This is a genomic window from Arthrobacter sp. BG3 (genome assembly GCF_056680185.1).
In genome coordinates this window covers 1,141,916-1,160,074 of sequence record NZ_CM155270.1, presented here as the reverse complement: position 1 = coordinate 1,160,074, position 18,159 = coordinate 1,141,916, and the positions used below count along the sequence as shown (strand labels likewise).

Genomic DNA, 18,159 nt, shown 5'->3' with positions numbered 1-18,159 from the left:
CCCGGTTCGGGAAACTTACCGCTGAGGCACCAGGCCACCCAGGGCGAGCTCTTGCCAGATGTCCTCAACGTTCCGATCCGAGGGGGACCTGGCGTCAATGATGACGAAGGAGGGGAACGCGCCGAGTTCTTTGTAGCCGTGGTCGAAGGCTTTCAGGTCCTCAAGCGATTCGGAGTCGGCCGCCCGCCGTGCGACGCGAGAGCGCGCGGTTTCAGCTGGCACGCTGAAGTAAAACACGACGTCCGGAGCGGGCAGGCGCCGCAGAAGCCAAGGCAGTGCCCGCCCCGGGCCCAGGCCCTTTGCGCGTTTGAGGGCCTGCTGGCAGTACAGGTACCGGTCCATGATGACGATCCCTGGAAATAATCTCGCACGCAGGTGGGACACCAGGACGTTGAGACAGCGGATGCTTGTTTCCACGGCGTCCAGCAGGCGGGCCGGAATCTGCAGGCCAAGAGGACGACACCATGCGTTCAGCCTGCTCCGCCCGCAAGGATTCTTCGTGACGATCGCTGGATGACCGGACGCAACCAGCCGGTGAGCCAGCAGCGTGGCCGCCGTTGATTTGCCGGCACCGTCAATGCCGACCAGAACGACGATCCGCGCTGGTCGCCGTTTGCGGGCGGTGGCGGGGCTGCCTGCGGGATGGTTGGTCATGGAGACGTGCCTCCAGTTGGTTCGTGAACCAACTGGAGGGCCTTCCCGGTCGCAGAGATCGGTCCTGCCCGCCCGGGTGCACTGGAAGTCCCGGAGCGACGACGGACCGGCTGCGGGGATACTCCCTTCCACATGCCATTAATGAAACACGTTCCAGCCGCCGACGGAAAGAGCACCGGGTGACCCCGGCTCGAGGAGCGGGCCGGGGTCACCCGGTGCGTCAGCTCCGCAGCGCCGTCAGTTCTTCAATATCCACGCGGCGTTGTTCGGCTGCAGCCAGCCGTCCGCCGTCAACGGGACGGCACTGAGCAGCACGGTGCCGGCCGGCAATCGAACCGGCGCGGCGCCCATTGCGGCGGCGACGAAGAACTCGGCGCTCCGTTCGCAGAGCAGCAGGTTCCCGGTTTCGACCCGCCAGATGCGCCGTCGTCCGGGCCGAAGACCTTGTTTTTTTCCATAGCGGCCGGCGCGGCCCCAGTGCCCTCTTGACCAGTTCGGCAGCAGGGTCTTCCGTGATTTCCTTTGTTTGGAAAATCCCAAGAGCGCGAAAGTTTTCTCGATCAGCGCATCAGGGTGGGCCATACGGCGCCAGTAGGTGCAATTAGTGGGTTGTTCCGTCAAACTAATGTCGGCACATGGATTCTTGGGGGAAGCCGTCGTTGACGGTGCTGCCGCCCGAACGCCCTGGGCTGCATCATCACTCAGCGAAAGGCGCCACCATGACACAGCACCACCCCGACGCGAACACGACCCCTCCGGAAGGCTACGACCAGCCAGCAGCCCCGCCGTACGAGGGCGGAGTTAACCCGGCGGGACCTCAGACGGAGCAGCCGTACCCCGGCCCGCAGCAGCCCTACGCCGCCCCGCACCAGGGCTACCCTGCCGGACCGCAGCCACAGCAGCCCTACGCCGGACCGCAGCAGCCGTACACGCAGCCCCAGAATCAGGGCTACCCGGCTGGGCCCCAGGCGCCGTACTCGGGACCGCCTCAGTACCAGGGTTACCCGCCTGTGCCCCAGCAGCCGCAGTACCAGCAGCAGCCGCCCATGCCGAACCCGGCTTACGGCTATGCGCAGCCGAAATCAAAGCTCGTCGCCGGTCTCTTGGGCATCTTCCTGGGCGGCCTGGGTATCCACCGCTTCTACCTCGGATACACCAAGGTGGCGGTCATCCAGCTCATCCTCACCCTTGTACTGGGCATCTTCACGCTCGGCCTCGGATTCATCGTTGGCCTGTGGGGCGTCATCGAGGGCATCATGATCATCGCTGGCGCGGCCCAATTCCGGACCGACGCCCAGGGCGTCCCGCTCCGCGACTGAACGCGGCCCGGATCCTCTATCCCTCCGAATAAAGGAATCGCTTTGACTCAGATAATCCACGACAGACCGGAACAGCTCGAGCAGATCAACGCCGGCTTGCTCCAAGGCGAAACCGTCTACGCTGTCTACGACTGCATCGGAGTTGGCACCGGCTTCGTCGGCATCACGAACATGCGGGTTATCCTGCAGGATAAAAGCTTCGTAGGTAACAAGCTCGCCATTGTGTCCGTGCCGTACAAGAACATCCGGTCAGTCTCCATGCTGTCAAACAAGTCGATGATGGGGCGATTCGCGTCGACTTCCACCATCGGCATCGATACCGGCGGCGGCATCAAGGAAGCGGACTTCCGCGGCGACGACAAGGCGCGGCACGCCCACGACCTGATCCTCTGGAATGTGCTGAACACCAAGTAGAACGATCACGGAAGGGCCGACCCAGAAGCTCTCCCAGAGCAGAGGGTCGCTGAGGCTATTGGCCCAGAGGCAACGATCGGACGATGTTGGGCAGGAACTTTTTGCCCGCAGAAGGGCCGTCCAGGTTTCGGAACGTGGACGGCCCTTACGTGTGACGGGTCGCGTTAGACCCGAAGCACCCAGGCGGCGTTGTTCGGCTGCAGCCAGCCGTCCTCGGCCAGAGGCGCGGCGCTGAGCAGCACGGATCCGCCCGGCAGCCGCGCCGGCTCCGTGCCCATCGCGACGGCGACGAAGAAGTCAGCGCCCCGTTCGCAGACCAGAAGATTCCCGGCCTCGATCCGCCAGGTGCCGCCGTCGTCCGGGCCGAAGACCCCGTTCGCCCACAGCAACCGGCGCACTTCCAGCGCCTTGGTGACCAGCGCCAGTGAGGACTCCGGATCCTGCTGCTGGAGGTCGATCGCGTGCGTTCCCCAGCCGGCGGGCTGCGGCAGCCAGGGTTCGGATGCCTGAAACGCGGCGGCGGGTTCAGCCAGCGAGAAGCCGTGGTTCAGCGCGGGGTCCTCGGTCCAGGGCAGCGGCACGCGGGCGCCGTCGCGGCAGACGCCGCCGCGGGCCCACATCGGATCCACCCGGTACGCCAGCGGCACGTCGACTTCGGGCAATCCCAGCTCCTGGCCCTGGTACAGGTACGCCGGACCAGGCTGACCCAGCAAAGCCACCACCGCGGCCCGGGCCCGCAGGGCCCCGAGCTCGCCCCGCCGAAGCGCGTGACAGAACGGATAATGTCGTGGTTCTCCAGCGCCCACGTGGGCGTGGCGCCGTGGAGCTGGCGTGCGGTTTCGAGCTCGTTCCCGGCAACGGCCCAGGCAGCCGGGTCCCAGCCGAGCTTCACGAACGCGAACGCAAAGGCCTGCTGCATCTCATCGGCGCGGGTGTAGCGGGCGGCACGGGTCGGTTCCAGGTTGACCTCGCCCACCAGCAGGCGGTGCGGCTCATACTTCTCGGCCAAGGTGCGCCACCGGCGGTAGACCTCGTGGACTTCCTCCTGGTCCGAGACCTGCGGGTTGGACCGCAGCCCGTCGACCACCCCGCCGGTGGAGGGCGAGTCAGGCAGGCCCTCAGCCTTGAACAGGGCATGTGCGACGTCGATCCGGAGCCCGTCCACGCCCTTGTCGAACCAGAAGCGCAGCACGCCGTCAAAGTAGTCGCCGACGGCGGGGTTGCGCCAGTTCCAGTCCGGCTGCCCGGCCGAGAACAGGTGCAGATACCAGTCGCGGTCGGTCTGCGATTTCGGGTTGGCGCGGCTCCAGGCGCGGCCGCCGAAGACGCTCTGCCAGTTGTTCGGCGGGACGTCCCCGGCGACGTTACTGCTGCCGCCGCCGTCGGACATGTCCCTTGGACCCGGGACAAAGTGGAACATGTCCCGTTCCGGCGAGCAGGGGCCGGCCGCGAGGGCCTGCTGGAACAGCGGGTGCTCCGAGGAGCAGTGGTTGGGGACGACGTCGAGCAGGACGCGCAGGCCCAGCGAGTGGGCGAGCTCCAGCAGCTCATCGAACTGCTCCATGGTGCCGAACAGCGGATCCACGCCGCAGTAGTCGGACACGTCGTAGCCCTGGTCCAGCTGCGGGGAGGGCTGGAACGGGGTCATCCAGATGCCGTCGATGCCGAGCAAATCACACTTCTCCGCGAAATTTCGGGCACTGTAATCGCGGTCGCTCAGTAGGTGCGACGGCTAAAAACCCTAGGTGTAATTTTCAGGAGTCGTGTGCACACATCCCAGATCGGGAACAATTCGCGCTCCTGGCCTTGTCGCGTTGGCTCACCATGCTCCGGGCACAAGTCGGTAAAGACGGACGAACGACGCATAGCGTTGCTGTTCGAGCTATACAAGACTCTGACTGAAGCCCAGAAGACCGCAGCTTATGGCGAGAACCTTGTCGCGGCCAGCCGCGCTGCCCGCGTCAGCTGGACTCATGGTCTGGGTCAGCTCTGACGGCTCGGCTTTTTCCTCTAGTTCCCGACAACCTCCAGATTGATGACTTCGACGTCGATGATCTCGACCTCTTCGGTCCGGTGTCCTGGCTTGGTCAGCTCCAGGCTGGCGAGGTGCTTTTGCAGCCGCTTGGACATTGGGAGGAATGTGCCCAGGGTGAGGCCTCCAGAGAAAACGGCACCGACGATGGGGATGGCCTTCGCGACCCCACTGGCGAAGAGCTTCTTGGTCATACTTACACCGAGATAGCCAGCGACCTTTTTCACGATCGGGTAGATGACACCCTGCGTGAGTGCCTTCTGCGGTAGTTTCTTAGCCACATTGGCGGCGATCATGCCCGCGACTTTTGCTACTCCACCCTGGGCGATCTGCACGCCGAACATCACACCCACGAACAGGATCAGCATGCTCTCGGTTGCTTCATCGACGATTTCGTCGCCAGCATCGGCGAACAGATCAGGCCAACTGTAGATGTAGGCCAGTTTCTGGGCGATCCGAAGCAAGTGGCCCATGTACTGCGCGAGGTCGGCCGGGACAGTGCCGATCATCGCCAGACCGCCGGGGATACCTGCGAGGGCAGAGAGGCCGGTGACCTTGCTCGTCTCATAAGCGATAGAGGTGTTTGCGATCTCAGCGATGACCTTGAGTGGGATACCCGCTGCCGCTGGAGTGTCAGCGATTGCCCTCTTGATCTGTTCCTCGGTGCAGTGGCGCTTGAGTGCTGTTCGGAGGTAGGCGGCTCTATTGATCCTCACGCCCGGCAGCTTCGCCGCAGCGTCCAGCACCTGGGTGAAATTCGATCCAGGGTTATCAATCTCTTGGGTTTCGGTCATTGGTAGATCCTATCTGTGGGCTCCGCCCTAAACCCGCATCTGCGAGCCCGTAAATGCTGCGCTCCCGTTCGTCCCCCTTCCTAGGAACTGAAACTGCCGCAGCGGAACAGCTTGGTGTCAATCCTTCCCCGTTGGATCACGCTACCGGGGGGACTATATGTGGTGTGGCCCTACCGCAACAAACTAGCTGACGCAAAGCTCTACGTGGTGGTTTTTCGCCGCACAGAACTCCACCTGCTTTTGTGCAGTCTGTTGCCGGCTCTGGGAACTCGTGGCCGAGGTCCAGGGCTCCGTACCGCGGGCTGCTAAGAGCTGCAACTTGCCATTTGGTGAATTCAACAATCACATGGCGCATTCTGCACCACTAGTTTGATAACTGTGCAGAGATCCTCAAGCGATGGGGGCTTTTATGGGTCTGGCAGGTATGCCCCTCGATTCAATGAGGGGTAGGCCAGGAAGCCCCGGCGCGGCCCCTCAAGTTTTCATCCGGCTGGTTGGGTCACAAAAAGTGCTAAGCCGTAGAAGTTTTTGTAACCCTCAAGATGCCTTTTCTGTCAGAGCGGCGGCCTACAGTGCTGCCATGACTCCCGATGAAACAACCGCCGAACCGACGACGAAGCGCGCCGCCACTCGGCGGTGCCCGGTATGCGGCCACGAAGCATGGCGGATCGCCTATGGGATGATCATGCCCTCGGCGCGCCAAGAGATGCAGAAAACGGAGTTCGCCGGCTGCTGCATCGCCATGGAGGTCCGCGAGTACCCGTCCACCGGCAAGACAGAGGTCGGCACGCCGAAGTGGGCGTGCCAGAACCCGGAGTGCCGCCACCGCTGGTGGTGAGGCTCAGCTGATCCGGAACATCTTCCCCAGCGCCGGCATGTGGATTAGGGTCTCGACGACGGGCCGCCCGGCGATGGACTCAATCGCTTGGGCATACCCTCGCATCTGGCCGATGTATTTGTCCTTGATGTGACCTATAGGATCCTTGCCGGGGTAGGACTTGTGGTCCACCAGCACATAACCGGCAGACGTCTCCAGCAGCAGGTCAATCCACCCCTCCATGAGCTGATGGTCAGCATTCCGCCAGGCCACCGACTGTTCCGTAATGACTTTCGCGCCCGGGTACTGCTCGGCGAAAAACCCGAGCATCCGGTCGCCTGCTTCCACCACAACTGCAGCGTCGACAGCGGAGGCAGCACCCCAGCGGTCCAGGAGCCGTTGCGCCGCCAGGAGCCGGACTCCACTGTCCATCTCGGCAAGCGGCAGGGCGAAGTAGCCGTGGATGGCAGAGCCCACGTGGTCCCAATTGGCGGCGCCGTGCGGAATCAGCTGCGCTCCCAGTGCTGCGGCCTCCGTGACATCGGCGACGAAGCCGAAACTTTCCATTGAGCTGGCTGTCACCCGGGCAGGCTTCTGGGCCACCGGGCCGGACACGGTCAGCCCGTCGGCGAATTCCCGGGCGGTGCTATTCCTGTCGGTCGTGGGCGCGTCGGAAACCTCGTAGCTGAATGCTTCCACGGAAAGGCGGCGTTCGTTGTCGCCGGGCCGGCCCTGGACGACCAACTTACCGTCGTTGCCGTCCCCCGCGGTCCATTCCACGATCGGCCCTGGCGCGAGTGTGTTCAGCGACGCCGGGGCCGGCTTGGCGGCTGCCAGGCACGTGACACTGATGGCGCGGGTCAAACCCACGTAGAGAACGCGCGCCGAGTCCGCCTGACGCCGTGCCAGCACACGCCGGGCGACGGCCGACTCGTCCGCCGCTGCGGAGAGCGGTTTGAAGCCCTTGCCGCCAAACGGCCAGGGCCAAAAGCGGACCCACCGGCCGGCAAGGGGGTTCCGGACGTTGATCTCGGCGACGCCTTCAACCGCCACACCCCAAGGCGCTGCTGCAACGGCCGTGTCCAGGCTGGCCAGTACCACGGCCGGCCATTCCAGGCCCTTGGCCTTGTGATAGGTCAGCACGTTGACGACGTCGTCCCCGAAGTTCTCACTGCCGGCGCTGTCGGCGTCGGCCAGGAATTTGAGCGAGCCGCTGAGCGTGACCGGCTTGGAAAGTGCAGCACATGATTCGTAGTAGCGCTCCAGCAGGGCGCGCAGCGCGTCGAGGTTCTTCAGCCGCGTTCCGGGGTTGCTCCACGATTTGATCAGTCGGGCAACGCCGAGCCGGGCCGTGACTTCCTCCATGATTTCCGTGGGCGTGCAGAGCTTGGCCAGGCCGCGCAGCTCGAGAAGCCCGGCTACGAGCGGATCTGAAGCCCAGCGCTTGAGTTCTTCCTGGGGCTCGGCGGCGTCGAACAACGTGGGCACCCAGCGGCCGAATTCGGCGTGCTCCGGGTGAAGATGCGCCAGCTCGGCCAACGCCACAGTGTCGTCGTCGGAGGCCACGAAGGCCATCCCGGCGCGCACCAGTTGGACTTCCCTTGCGGCGAACAGCGAGGAGGTGTTGGTTGTCGCCTTGAGCCCGAGCGCGGTCAGTTCGGCGGCGATGGCCTCCACTGCAGCGTTGGACCGGGCCAGGACGGCGACGTCGGACGCCTTCAACCCGCGTCGTTGGATCAGGTCCACGACGCCGGTGGCGATGGCCCGGCGCTGTTCCGGAACCGTTTTCGCCGCCAGGTTCCATGCCTCCCGGGAACCGCCCAGGGCGCTCTTGGCATGGGCGGCATCCATTCGGGCGTGCGGGACCGCCAGTTCGACTTCATCCTCGCTCAGCTCCGGGAACATGGCGAGGCTGATCGCGTTGGAGAGGTCTATGACCGCTTCCTTGGACCGCCAGGACTCGGTGAGCTGGGTCTTCTGCTGGATGTGGGCGGCGACGGCTTTCATCAGCTCCGGGTCGGTGCCGCGGAATTCGTAGATGGCCTGCTTGGAGTCGCCGACCCAGACAACCTTTTCCACCAGCTCGGCGAACTTCGTGAACAGCTGAAGCTGCAACGGACTCGTGTCCTGGAACTCGTCCACCACCATGAACTTGATCCGGCCCGTGATGGAGGCCCGGAACTCCTGGTTGTTCTCCAGCAGGTCCAGGACCAGGGTTTCCTGGTCGGCGAAGTCGATGAGCCCGTATTCCCGCTTAAATTCGGCGAACCTGTCCAGGCAGGAGGCGGCGCAGGCAAACACCAGTTCAGTGAATTCCCTCAGCTCGGTCTGGAAGGCCGGGTTTGCCACCAGGTCCGTTTCGACCGCGGAAATGTAGCTTTCCAGCAGCCGCTTGGCCCCCGCGTTCGAGACCCCGGCCGCATCAATCCAGAACCGCCACGGGGCGACCTCCGGCGAGGCATGGGACAGGACAGGCTCCAGCAGGGCGATCGACGCGATCAGGTTCTTGGGCGGCGTCTTGCCGCTTTCAATGAGGTCAGCGGACATCCCGCGCATGCTCATCAGGCCTTGGAGAAGCTGGTTGGACCAGGACGCGCGGTCGTCAAGAGCCACCGGACCGAGGACCTTCTGCAGTCCCTGCCATGACGCGGAGGCGGAGTGTGCCAGCTCCCCGGGGCTGATTTTGTTGCCGCGGGCGGCGTCGGTGATGTCGCGGACGATCTTGCGCCAGTCGGGGTCGGTGCCCCGGATGTCCGATTCGCCGTCGTACCCCAAGCGCCGGGCCAGCGGCTGGATCCGCGGCGTGAACGCGGCGAACACATCGTCGGTGGCCAGTTGGAAAATCCGGAGTTGTTCGTCTTCGGCGATGACCTGCAGCGCAGGCGAGAGCCCGGCGTCGACCGCGTATTCCTGCAGCAGGCGGCTGCAGACGCTGTTGACCGTGCCCACCATGCTGACGGACATCTGCCGGGCGGCATCGGGACGTTCCTGGCCGAAGAGTTCGGCCTGCACCCGGTCGATGAGTTCGGCGGCGGCCTTCTTCGTGAAGGTGGTGGCCAGGATCTGGCTGGGCCGGGTGCCGGCGTTGATGGCGCGGGCGATTTCGCCCATGAGGCTGTAGGTTTTCCCGGTTCCGGCGCTGGCTGTGATCATTGTGACGTTGCTCAGGGCGTGGTTCATGACGGGTCCCCCTTGAGGCCGCAGAGGACGGATAAGTCGCAGAAGTTGCAGGGCGGTTTCTGGTAGAGCCTGCCGTCGGCGGTGGCCGTGTCGCGCTGCTCGTCGGCGGATCCCAGTTCTTGCCGGCCGGCGGCCAGGACCCTTCCGGAGACGACCTCCGAGATGGAGAATTCGGCGGCGCGGACGGACCTCTGCCAGGTGCTCCGGCTGGAGGCCGGGCTGGCCAGAGCGGGGCCGAAGAGTGTGCTGGTGGAGGCGAACTCGCCTTGTTTGAGCATGTAGTAGGACATCGCGGCGTCCTCGGCGACGGTGGACATGGGGTCCGGCCCGGCGTCGAGGGCCCAGTGGTAGAGGGCGAGTTGCATCGCGTCGCCCTTGGTGATTTCTTCCCGCCGGTACTTCGAGCGGTTGGTCCATTTGAGGTCGATCACCACGGGCTCAGCCTGTTGGTCCGCGGCCAGGACATCGATGGAGCCGGAAACCTGCACCTCGGTCCGGGCGCCGTTGACGTTGAACGTGGCCGGCTTGTCGAACTTGTGCTCGGTGGCGCGGATGTACACACCCTGGGTCTGCAGGGTCTGGAACAGTTTGATGACGGAATGCTCGACGACGGGCCGGAGGCCGGCGAGCTTGCTGCCCCGGCCCGGGAGCAGCAGCTCGGAGGCGTAGTGCGGGACGAGCTCGTCCAGTTTCGCCTGGATTTCCGCCGGCTCTGGCACGGCCCGGTTCGCGGCGTGGAGCTCGCCGAAAAGTTCCTCGACGACCCGGTGGACCAGGGTGCCGATCATGGTGTTGCCGGTGGGGACGGATTGCGCGGCGCCCACCTTGAGCCGGCCCTTCTTTTCCAGCACCCACTTCAGGGAACAGCCGATCAGCGTGCTGAGCTGCGAGTAGGAGAGCTTGTCGGGCATGAAGGCCGGGCGGGGGCCCAGCTCGTGGGAGGCCGGGACAGGCTGGGCGGGGGAGGGTTGCACCGGCTTTAGCGCCGCGGTCCGGCCGGCGAGGTGCCAGACGCCGTCGTGCACCAGTTCAGCGGGAGTAACGGTGAAGGCGCTGATGGCCTGCTCCACAGCCTTTTTGTTCTCGTCCGCAGTTCCGGGCAGGGGGACAGGAAGGACACTGAAGGCGAGCGAGGACAGGACCGGGTGCGCCTTGGTCGGCTCGCCGCTGATCTCGGCGGCGCGCACCAGCAGCAGCCGCCCGCAGCGCCTGGCGGCTTCCACGGCTACGGAGAGTTCCAGCTCGGCAAGTGCCGCGGGATCCGGCAGTTCGACGCCGATGGTCTGCAGCGCCCGGAGTTCCGCGCTGTCCCAGTGGCGGGCGCGGGCCTGGCTGTCATCCTGGCACCCCCACCAGACCAGGGTGTCGACGTCGTCGCAGAGTTCCGCGAGGCTGCGCAGCGTGACCCAAGGTGCGGCCTCGCCGCTGGTTATTGGACTGCCGCTGGCGGGAATGACGGATTCCAGGATCCGCGCAAGGGTTTTGCGTGTCACCGGCTCCGGCCCGTCGATCAGGGCCGTGAATTCGTTGAGCTGGCTGAGTACGGACTCCAGCTGGGGGTAGAGCTGCACGCGGCGGCTGAGCTGGGTGCGCAGCCACTGGGCGCGTTCGACGACGGCGCTGCCGCTGACGGTCCCGTCGTCGGCCAGCAGCCCGGTGCTTAGCAGAAGGTCAAGCTCGGCCGCCAGGCCGGGGCCAAGGGTCTCGTCGCTGCTGATCTCCTGCAGCGCAGCGAGCCATGCCTCGCCGCCGGTGCCCGGCTGGGCGGCGAGGGCGCGCAGCAGCTGCCGTCCTGCTCCGCGGCGGACGGGGCTGACCGGGAGGTTCAGGAACTCGCCCAGCAGCTGGACGTCCACCGGCCCCCAGATGACGTTGAAGAAGAGCGGGATGATCTGGTCCACGGCCCGCCACCGGGAGCGGCTGCTGACACCGATCCGGGGCAGGCCGCGCAGGTGCAGTTCCTGGTCCAGCAGGGATGTGCTCGCGGAGGCGACGACGGCGGAGCGGGCTGTGCCGGGGTTTGTCGCGGACGCGAGCCAGCGGGCCGTATGCTCGGCGGCTTCCCATTCGGTTTTCGCGACGAGGACGGCCACGTCCCCCACCGGCCCCGGCTGCGGCGCCGGGTCTGTGACGTTGACCCCGCGCCGTTCGAGGGCATTGATGAGACGGCCCCAGATGGCGGGGAAAGAGGAGCGGGGGTGCTGGAGTTGCAGCCGGGAGATCCCGAGCGGCCAGTTCGCGGTGGCGTCGCTTTCGAGTTCGTGGACGAGTTCCAGCGGAAAGTCGGCGAACGCCCGGTCGAGGGGGAGCGGGCTCTGCTCGAGGGCGGCGAGGGCATTCAGCTTGGCGGTGGACTGGGGCGGGGCCACCCCGGTCCAGCCGTTGACCACGAGTTCGTCGCGCTGGTTCAGCAGGTCAATGGCGGTGGACCACGGGTCGACGGCGAAAGATCCGTGGAACCAGGCTGCCGGGGTGTCCTGTTCCGCGAGTCGGGCCATGTACTGCCGGATACGTGTCGAGTGGCGGGCGTCAGGTCCGGTGAGCCCGAGCCGGGTCTGAAGGAGCTGGGTCAAGCCCAACGGGCCGAGGCGCACCTCGCCCAGTGCGGAGTCCCGGTAGGCCCACGGAGCGCGGTCCAGATACAAGCCAAACAAAACGTTCACTTCGTCCCCCTGGACGTATAGGCCCGACAGTTCCTCGATCATATGGGCGGGGTCGGACAATGAACGGTGCGACGCGGTGGGGCGCCCGGTTGGCGGAGTGTGACGCGTCAGCCGGCTACGAGTATGGCCTGGGGCAGTCGCTCGAATCTTGCGGATCTTTGCGCAGACGGATTAACAACGACGCTGACTCGGTCAGTTCGTACCTCGGCACTCAGCCTTTCGGAGCGGACTTGTCGTTCGAGTCCCAGCACGCTTGTACGAGAGTAGGGATGTGCCGGCCCGAACCGCGCAGCGTTGACGAAACTCGAATGACTGGCGTCCTGCCTCCACGGTTACATCGGCTGTGGATTCCTGTCCCTGCGTAAGCAGCACCTTGTTCAACTTTGCCTGTGAGACCGCAGCCGAGGACCCGGGCGCGCGCTGGCTAGCCGGAAAGTTCACGGACGCCGCTGGCAAGGTCGGCAGCGACCAACTGACCCGGATCCTCAAAAACGACGGGATCCGCGTTTCCCAACCACCGTCCAGGCCATCATTCGCCAGCAGATCCTGCGCGCCGTGCGGACACGGGCGTGAAAACTCTGCGTGGCGAGTAGCGCTTGTAGGTAGCGCTAGTCCAGGCATCTGGTAGCAAGATTCCGGGAACACGGTAGCGCCCGCCCTGGTGAACTGCTGTGCTGTGAGATGACAACGCATAAGGCGTTGTCGTCTCATTGTTAAGGGCGGGCCATGGCGGAATATCGTAAAATATTGGGGTTGTTGCTGGAGGGGAGGAGTTACCGCGAAGTTGTAGAGATCGCGGGGTGCTCGCATCGCGACGTGGCCCGGGTCCGGCAGGAGGTCCAGGAGCGGGGTCTCACCTCGGCGGTCGCGGTCAGTGACAGCGAGCTGGCGGATTGGTTCCCCGACGGGCGCCGGAAAGTGTCGGAGGAGTATGACCAGCCCGACTTGTCGCGGGTGCTGGCGTCTTTGAAAGCGAACCGGCACTTCACGTTGCTGCTGGCGTGGCGTCGCTACGTCGACACCAAGGACGCGGGGAAGAAGTACGGGTATTCCCAGTTCTGCGCCCTGTTCACTGGCTACCTGCGCACCCACGATCTGGTGGCGGTGCTGCGCCATGAGCCGGGGCGGGCGATGCTGGTGGACTGGGCCGGCGACACGATGGATGTCGTCGACACGATCACCGGCGAGGTGGTCCGGGCAATTTTGTTCGTCGCGGTGTTGCCGTTTTCGGGGCTGATGTTCTGCCGCGCATATGCGGATATGAAGTCCCCGGCGTGGCTCGACGCGCATGTTCAAGCGTTCGCGTTCTTCGGCGGCGTGACGCAGATCGTCGTGCCAGATAACCCGACGACCTCCACCCACCAAACCCATAAGGGCGATGCGGAGCGGGTCGTCAACGCGAGGTATCAGCAACTCGCGGATCACTACCAGACAGCAATTGTCCCGGCCAGAGTGAAGAAACCCCGCGATAAAGCCTCAGCCGAGAACGCGGTGAACGTGGTCAACAAACGCGTCATCGGCTACCTCGATGACGATGTCTTTACGACGCTGAGCGAGTTGAATACTGCGATCGAGGAGCGGGTGCGGGAGATCAACCACGATATCCGCCGCGCCGACGACACGACCCGGTGGGAGAGGTTCGACACCGAGGAGCGGGAGCTGCTCGGCCCTTTGCCCGATGCCGGGTTCGAGGACGTCGAGTGGAAGGAACTAAAGGCGGCCCGGAACTACCACGTCACCGCGGACACACAACGGTATTCCGTGCCCTTCGCGTTGGCGGGCAAGCTGCTGCGGGTCCGGCTGACGTCTTCCCGAGTGACGGTCTTCGACGGGCACGAGAGCATCTGCGAACACCCGCGGCTGACGGGCCGCAAAGGCCAGTACTCGACCTTGCCGGACCATGTCCCGCCGCGGCACCGCGATATTGATGGGTTGTGGTCCCGGCGGTGGTTCATCGACCGGGCGCGCAGCGTCGGGCCGGCAACAGTCACGGTGATCGAGCAGATCCTCGACGGTCAGGTGATCGAGGCGCAGGGCTACCTGTCGTGCCAGAACATCCTCGACGGGCTCGGCAAGAATAACCGGGAACGGTTGGAGGCGGCCTGCCAGGAGCTTGTGAACCGCAGCGCTCATCCGACTTACTCGACGCTGAAACGGTTGATGGCGGCGATCGATAATGATGCGAAGAAGCCCCGGCCGGTGATCCCGGCGGCCTCGACGCGCAAACGCGGCAGCACTGTCGTTTTCCGTGACACCATCTCGGACGTTTACGTTCGCGATGCCTCCCACTACGCACGCGACGAGGAGGGGAAGTGATGTTCACGAGCATCGATTACGACAAGTTCCGGGCCCTGCGGGTGACCCACGTCGCGACCCGGCTGGAGGAGCTCATCCAGGACGAAGGCAACGACACACTCACTCCCGAGCAGTTGTTTCTCACTGCGGTCGACGACGCGTTGGAGTCCCGCCGCATCAACAAGGTCGACAAACTCATCCGTCAGGCCGCCTTCCCGATCCCGGGGGCAACAGTTGCTGAGGTCGACTACCGCGACGGGCGAGGGATCACCCCGGTCAGAATGCGACGCTATGCCGCCCATGACTGGCGCTCCGATGCGACGAACCTGCTCATCATCTCGCCCACCGGAGGCGGGAAAACCTACCTTGCCTGCGCGTTGGCCATCGGTGCCTGCCAGAGTGAGCACTCGGTTCTCTACTTCCGGATGGACGACTTGGCACGGCGGCTCGTCATCGCCCGCGGCGACGGCATCGCCCACCAGAAGCTGTTGAACGAGCTCTCCAACATCGATCTGCTGATCATCGACGATTTCCTCACCGTCGGCATCGACAGCGACGCTGCCAGCGATTTGTTCGCGATCCTCGCGAACCGGGAGCACCGGCTTCCGACAATGATTGCCTCGCAGACGGGGCCAGCGCACTGGGTTGCTGAGCTGCCCGACCGGGTCGCAGCGGACTCGATCGTGAACCGCCTCGCCAACAACGCCCGGATCATCAACCTCGGTCAGATCGACATGCGCCGGCACCGCAACGACCAGGCCCGCGCCCACGAGGCCTACTGGGAGTAACACCGGCCGCGGCCCGGGCACAGCGCCCGGGCCGCTACCACCACGTCAGAACTGCGCTACCAGATGCCTGGACTAGCGCTACCATCAAGGACTACTCGCCACTCTGCGGATAATGGCCTGCAAGCACTATGAAATTTTATTGAATGCGCTCGAGGAGGCAGTGGGAACCCCTTCACGATAGGCTCTGCAGCCGAGTGAAATTTCCCGAAGGGGAGCCGCGGTGAATTTGCTTTCGGACATCCACTTGTTGCTCTGGGAGAGCAAGGCCGGTCGATAAGTAGCTGTCGCTAAGCAAGCCCATCCCGGCTACTACGAACCCCACCAACCAGCACGCCATGCAGTTTTTACGCTTAGGAGTTACATGAAGACCAGGGACATTGCCAAGAAATACCAGCTTGACCCGGCCGCTTTCGATGGGTGGCTAAAGGAATCCGATTTCCAGTGCAAGTCCGGGATTACTGGCCTGAGCGTCGACGATGGCGTCAACGTCAGCGAGTTGGTTGGTCATTACAACCAGTATCTTATTCAGGAGAAGGCGCGGACAGCCCAGGAGCAGGAACGTCTCGCACTGGAGCAGGCCAGCGCGAAGCAAGACGAGCTAGCGAAGCAGCATGCCGTGGCGAGCATGCTCATCTCTTCCGGTTTTAACTTTGAGGGCTACAGCATCACCAAGTACTCAGGCTATATTTCTGGCGACGATGCGGTATCGATGGACCGCCCAAGCCACGGCTGGCTTGGGGGCGTGAACAAGGACGTCGGCTCAGACTTGCTGGCGGGACTGTCGCAAATCAGGCGAAACGCTCTAACGGAGTTGAAAGAGGCAGCATATGCACTCGGGTGCAATGCTGTGATCGGAGTGGACTTCGACTACCTAACATTGGATCCCGAGACTGCGTCCAGTTCGGGCGGAACACTGTATCTGCCGTTCTTATTTGCGGTGACCGCGAATGGCAATGCTGTTGTGATCGAGAAGAACGAACACGCTGGTTTGGCGTAGCGGGCTGTTAACGGGGTCCCAACCACACGCCTTAAGCTCGGTCTAAGGTGGACCCTCATTCGGCCCACGATGGCAAGACCAGTTGGATGGACCAATCCAGAAGGATGGGTCTGCCTAACTGGTCTTGCCGTCACGGCTGGCGGTGTGAACTCTCGCCCGTTAATGTCTGGGCGTATTGCCCAGGGATTAGACACGATCGGTGTGGTGTCGATATTCGGATTTCCAGCGTGAGTTCATTGGGCCGTCGATGCCTGATTCTCGCCCAAAGACGGTCGCCCGTTCAACGACGCTCAGTGGACGATGTAGTGAATTTCTTCCGGTATCGGGACGGGATCCAACGGCGCTCAGTGGACGATGTAGTGAATTTCTTCCGGTATCGGGACGGGATCCAACGGCGCTCAGTGGACGATGTAGTGAATTTCTTCCGGTATCGGGACGGGATCCAACGGCGCTCGATTGGCGGTGCGGTCTAGGAGAACTCGCAGCCCACCCTTCACCGATCGACGGGCGTTGCCGGCGTCCACACCTGCGACCGCGACAGGGCCATCTTGAGTTCGCGCCCGCCGGCCTCCTCCAGCAAATCAGAGTCACCGACAACCACGAGGAGGCTTCGAGCCCGGGACAGGCCAACATAAAGCTGCTCTGCTGCACGGCTTAGGTCCTTGAAGCCGTTGACGCAGAGGACAATCACAGATCGTTCCAGGCCCTTGAAGCCCAGAACATGACCGTAGAACTCACCTTCGTTCGCATGGAACTCGCGCCAGTAGTCAGCGGTGGTGCCGTTTTCGAAGAATTCCTTGTGGATGGGGTGGCGTTCCTTTGTCGTCAGCATCGCGATCTGGTTGTTCGCCCAACCCTCCTCGATCAGCGCGTCGATGCAGTCTGCGGCGACATCGAGGGCATCCTCGGTGGCGCACTCAACCCGTCGCACAGGAAGCCCGGTGCTACCCCGGGGTGTGAAGTGGTCACCCGCGAAGGACCGGAACGTCTCCGCGATTTTCCGTGTGTTGCGCAGGTTCTCGTCGATGTGGATCGTCACAAGGTCTTCCAGCGGGCTTGCGCCCTCCGTCGAGGTATTGCTCCAACGCCGGTAGACGTCCTGATGGTCATCTAGGAAGGCGTAGATCTCGGCGTCATCTGTGGTGGTGGCAAGCAGCGCTTCCCACCACAGCGGGGCGAAGTCCTGAGCCTCATCAACGATGATGGCATCCAGCCGCTGCTGGGGCTGAAGGCTGACCGCGAGATCCTTGAGTAGCTGCGGCAACTCCTCTTCGAAATAGGCGGGGCCCGTGCCGTCCGGCACGCCCAGACGCCGGGCATATTCATGGAACTCTCCGGTGAATACGGGCTGGGCATGACGCCAGTTCGAAACCCGTTCCTGTAGATATTGGCTGATGCCCTTGTTGTAGCTAAACAGGCCGACCCGTTTGCCCTGTTTGCACAGCAACCGGGCTTTCTCTATTGCCAACCAAGTTTTTCCGCTTCCCGCGCCACCGGTGAACCGGATCCGGGGGAGGGACCGGGTGGAACGCAACAACACCGACTGACGTTCGGTGAGATGATCCGCCGCGTCTTCCGCTTCCCTGGGGTCCGCCTGCCCTGAGCCTTGGTCCCCAAGAGTTGCGCTGAGCACGCGAACGATGCGATCCATAAATGTCGATGCCAATGGCGAAGAGCCGCCGCCTTCCTGCTCGATGGCGGTGCGGACTAACTCGGCGGCGGACGTCGTGTCTGCCTTGTCCAGGACGAGCGTCCTGGGGCAGCCGGCCATCTCCCAGTCTTGCCGGACTTCGGTGTACGGGAAACTCACCATGTAGGCAAAACGGCTGGTTAGGCGACTCCCGAGCTGGGCCTCGATCCGGTTCTTGAATGCGTGGGCGGATCCCTGGGACTGCACCACGGGGCTCTTAAGAGGCCGTTTTCCGGAGCGGTCAGACTGATACCATTGGCCGTCCGCGATGGTGATCTGCCCGCCCTTGACCTCGATGGCCGCTATTCCGACCCTCGGCCACAGCACCAGCAGATCGATTTCATATTCCCGCACTCCGTCGCGCAGCTGGACCGAGTGGGCAAGCACGACGTCGTCCGGGAGGCTGTCCTTGAGGGCTTCCCAGACGACTTTCTCGGCGAGCTGGCCGTCGCCGAAATCCGGTTCCTCCGGAATGCATTTCACTGCTGCCCCCTGCAATTCTGGCCTGAACCGGCG

Annotated in this window: 13 protein-coding genes and 1 pseudogene; 6 read left to right on the top strand and 8 right to left on the bottom strand. The window is 64.0% G+C overall.

Going from position 1 to position 18,159, the window contains the following annotated elements; translation table 11 throughout:
• Positions 1-15: 15 nt before the first annotated feature.
• Together AC1MFL_RS05050 and AC1MFL_RS05045 are read right to left on the bottom strand one after the other, a co-directional pair.
• A complete protein-coding gene (locus tag AC1MFL_RS05050; RefSeq protein WP_479813751.1) occupies positions 16-654 on the bottom strand; it encodes a dTMP kinase in 639 nt (212 codons plus the stop codon).
• A gap of 237 nt (positions 655-891) precedes the next feature.
• The gene (locus AC1MFL_RS05045; protein ID WP_479813750.1) at positions 892-1,236 is read right to left on the bottom strand and encodes a hypothetical protein; all 345 of its coding nucleotides are present in this window, start codon (positions 1,234-1,236) and stop codon (positions 892-894) included.
• 137 nt (positions 1,237-1,373) lie between these two features.
• Between AC1MFL_RS05045 and AC1MFL_RS05040 the strand changes: the two genes are divergently transcribed.
• Both AC1MFL_RS05040 and AC1MFL_RS05035 read left to right on the top strand, forming a co-directional pair.
• Complete coding sequence (locus AC1MFL_RS05040; RefSeq protein WP_479813749.1) at positions 1,374-1,973, top strand: TM2 domain-containing protein; 600 nt, start codon at positions 1,374-1,376, stop codon at positions 1,971-1,973.
• A gap of 42 nt (positions 1,974-2,015) precedes the next feature.
• A complete protein-coding gene (locus AC1MFL_RS05035; RefSeq protein WP_479813748.1) occupies positions 2,016-2,387 on the top strand; it encodes a PH domain-containing protein in 372 nt (123 codons plus the stop codon).
• 164 nt (positions 2,388-2,551) lie between these two features.
• On the opposite strand, the gene AC1MFL_RS05030 is transcribed toward AC1MFL_RS05035, so the two are convergent.
• The 3 genes and pseudogenes from AC1MFL_RS05030 to AC1MFL_RS05020 form a co-directional block, all read right to left on the bottom strand.
• Positions 2,552-3,106 carry a hypothetical protein gene (locus AC1MFL_RS05030; protein ID WP_479813747.1) on the bottom strand — a complete coding sequence of 185 codons (555 nt, stop codon included), beginning with the start codon at positions 3,104-3,106 and terminating at the stop codon, positions 2,552-2,554.
• A 92-nt stretch (positions 3,107-3,198) separates the two neighbouring features.
• Positions 3,199-4,035 (bottom strand): annotated as a pseudogene (locus AC1MFL_RS05025) (alpha-amylase family glycosyl hydrolase); the annotation flags it as partial.
• A gap of 362 nt (positions 4,036-4,397) precedes the next feature.
• Positions 4,398-5,213, bottom strand: a complete 816-nt coding sequence (locus tag AC1MFL_RS05020; RefSeq protein WP_479813746.1) for a hypothetical protein — start codon at positions 5,211-5,213, stop codon at positions 4,398-4,400.
• Between the two features lie 580 nt (positions 5,214-5,793).
• On the opposite strand from AC1MFL_RS05020, the gene AC1MFL_RS05015 reads away from it, so the two are divergent.
• Positions 5,794-6,051 carry a hypothetical protein gene (locus AC1MFL_RS05015; RefSeq protein WP_479813745.1) on the top strand — a complete coding sequence of 86 codons (258 nt, stop codon included), beginning with the start codon at positions 5,794-5,796 and terminating at the stop codon, positions 6,049-6,051.
• Positions 6,052-6,054: 3 nt separating this feature from the next.
• Here the strand turns inward: AC1MFL_RS05015 and AC1MFL_RS05010 are convergent, their stop codons facing one another.
• Both AC1MFL_RS05010 and AC1MFL_RS05005 read right to left on the bottom strand, forming a co-directional pair.
• Positions 6,055-9,210: a UvrD-helicase domain-containing protein gene (locus tag AC1MFL_RS05010; protein ID WP_479813744.1), complete on the bottom strand. Its 3,156-nt coding sequence runs from the start codon at positions 9,208-9,210 to the stop codon at positions 6,055-6,057.
• On the bottom strand, positions 9,207-11,915 hold the full coding sequence (locus AC1MFL_RS05005) for a PD-(D/E)XK nuclease family protein (protein ID WP_479813743.1): 2,709 nt from the start codon (positions 11,913-11,915) through the stop codon (positions 9,207-9,209). The genes AC1MFL_RS05010 and AC1MFL_RS05005 overlap by 4 nt, the downstream gene beginning before the upstream one ends.
• Positions 11,916-12,599: 684 nt before the next feature.
• On the opposite strand from AC1MFL_RS05005, the gene istA reads away from it, so the two are divergent.
• The 3 genes from istA to AC1MFL_RS04990 all read left to right on the top strand — a co-directional run bounded on the left by istA (position 12,600) and on the right by AC1MFL_RS04990 (position 15,953).
• Complete coding sequence (gene istA, locus AC1MFL_RS05000) at positions 12,600-14,189, top strand: IS21 family transposase (RefSeq protein WP_479810432.1); 1,590 nt, start codon at positions 12,600-12,602, stop codon at positions 14,187-14,189.
• Entirely contained in the window at positions 14,189-14,956 is a 768-nt protein-coding gene (locus tag AC1MFL_RS04995; protein WP_479815314.1) for an ATP-binding protein, read from the top strand. The genes istA and AC1MFL_RS04995 overlap by 1 nt, the downstream gene beginning before the upstream one ends.
• Before the next feature lie 361 nt (positions 14,957-15,317).
• The gene (locus AC1MFL_RS04990; RefSeq protein ID WP_479813742.1) at positions 15,318-15,953 is read left to right on the top strand and encodes a YbjQ family protein; all 636 of its coding nucleotides are present in this window, start codon (positions 15,318-15,320) and stop codon (positions 15,951-15,953) included.
• Positions 15,954-16,446: 493 nt separating this feature from the next.
• Here AC1MFL_RS04990 and AC1MFL_RS04985 read toward each other — a convergent pair whose 3' ends face one another.
• Positions 16,447-18,126, bottom strand: coding sequence for a nuclease-related domain-containing DEAD/DEAH box helicase (locus AC1MFL_RS04985; RefSeq protein ID WP_479813741.1), 1,680 nt, complete (start codon positions 18,124-18,126; stop codon positions 16,447-16,449).
• Between the last annotated feature and the right edge of the window lie 33 nt (positions 18,127-18,159).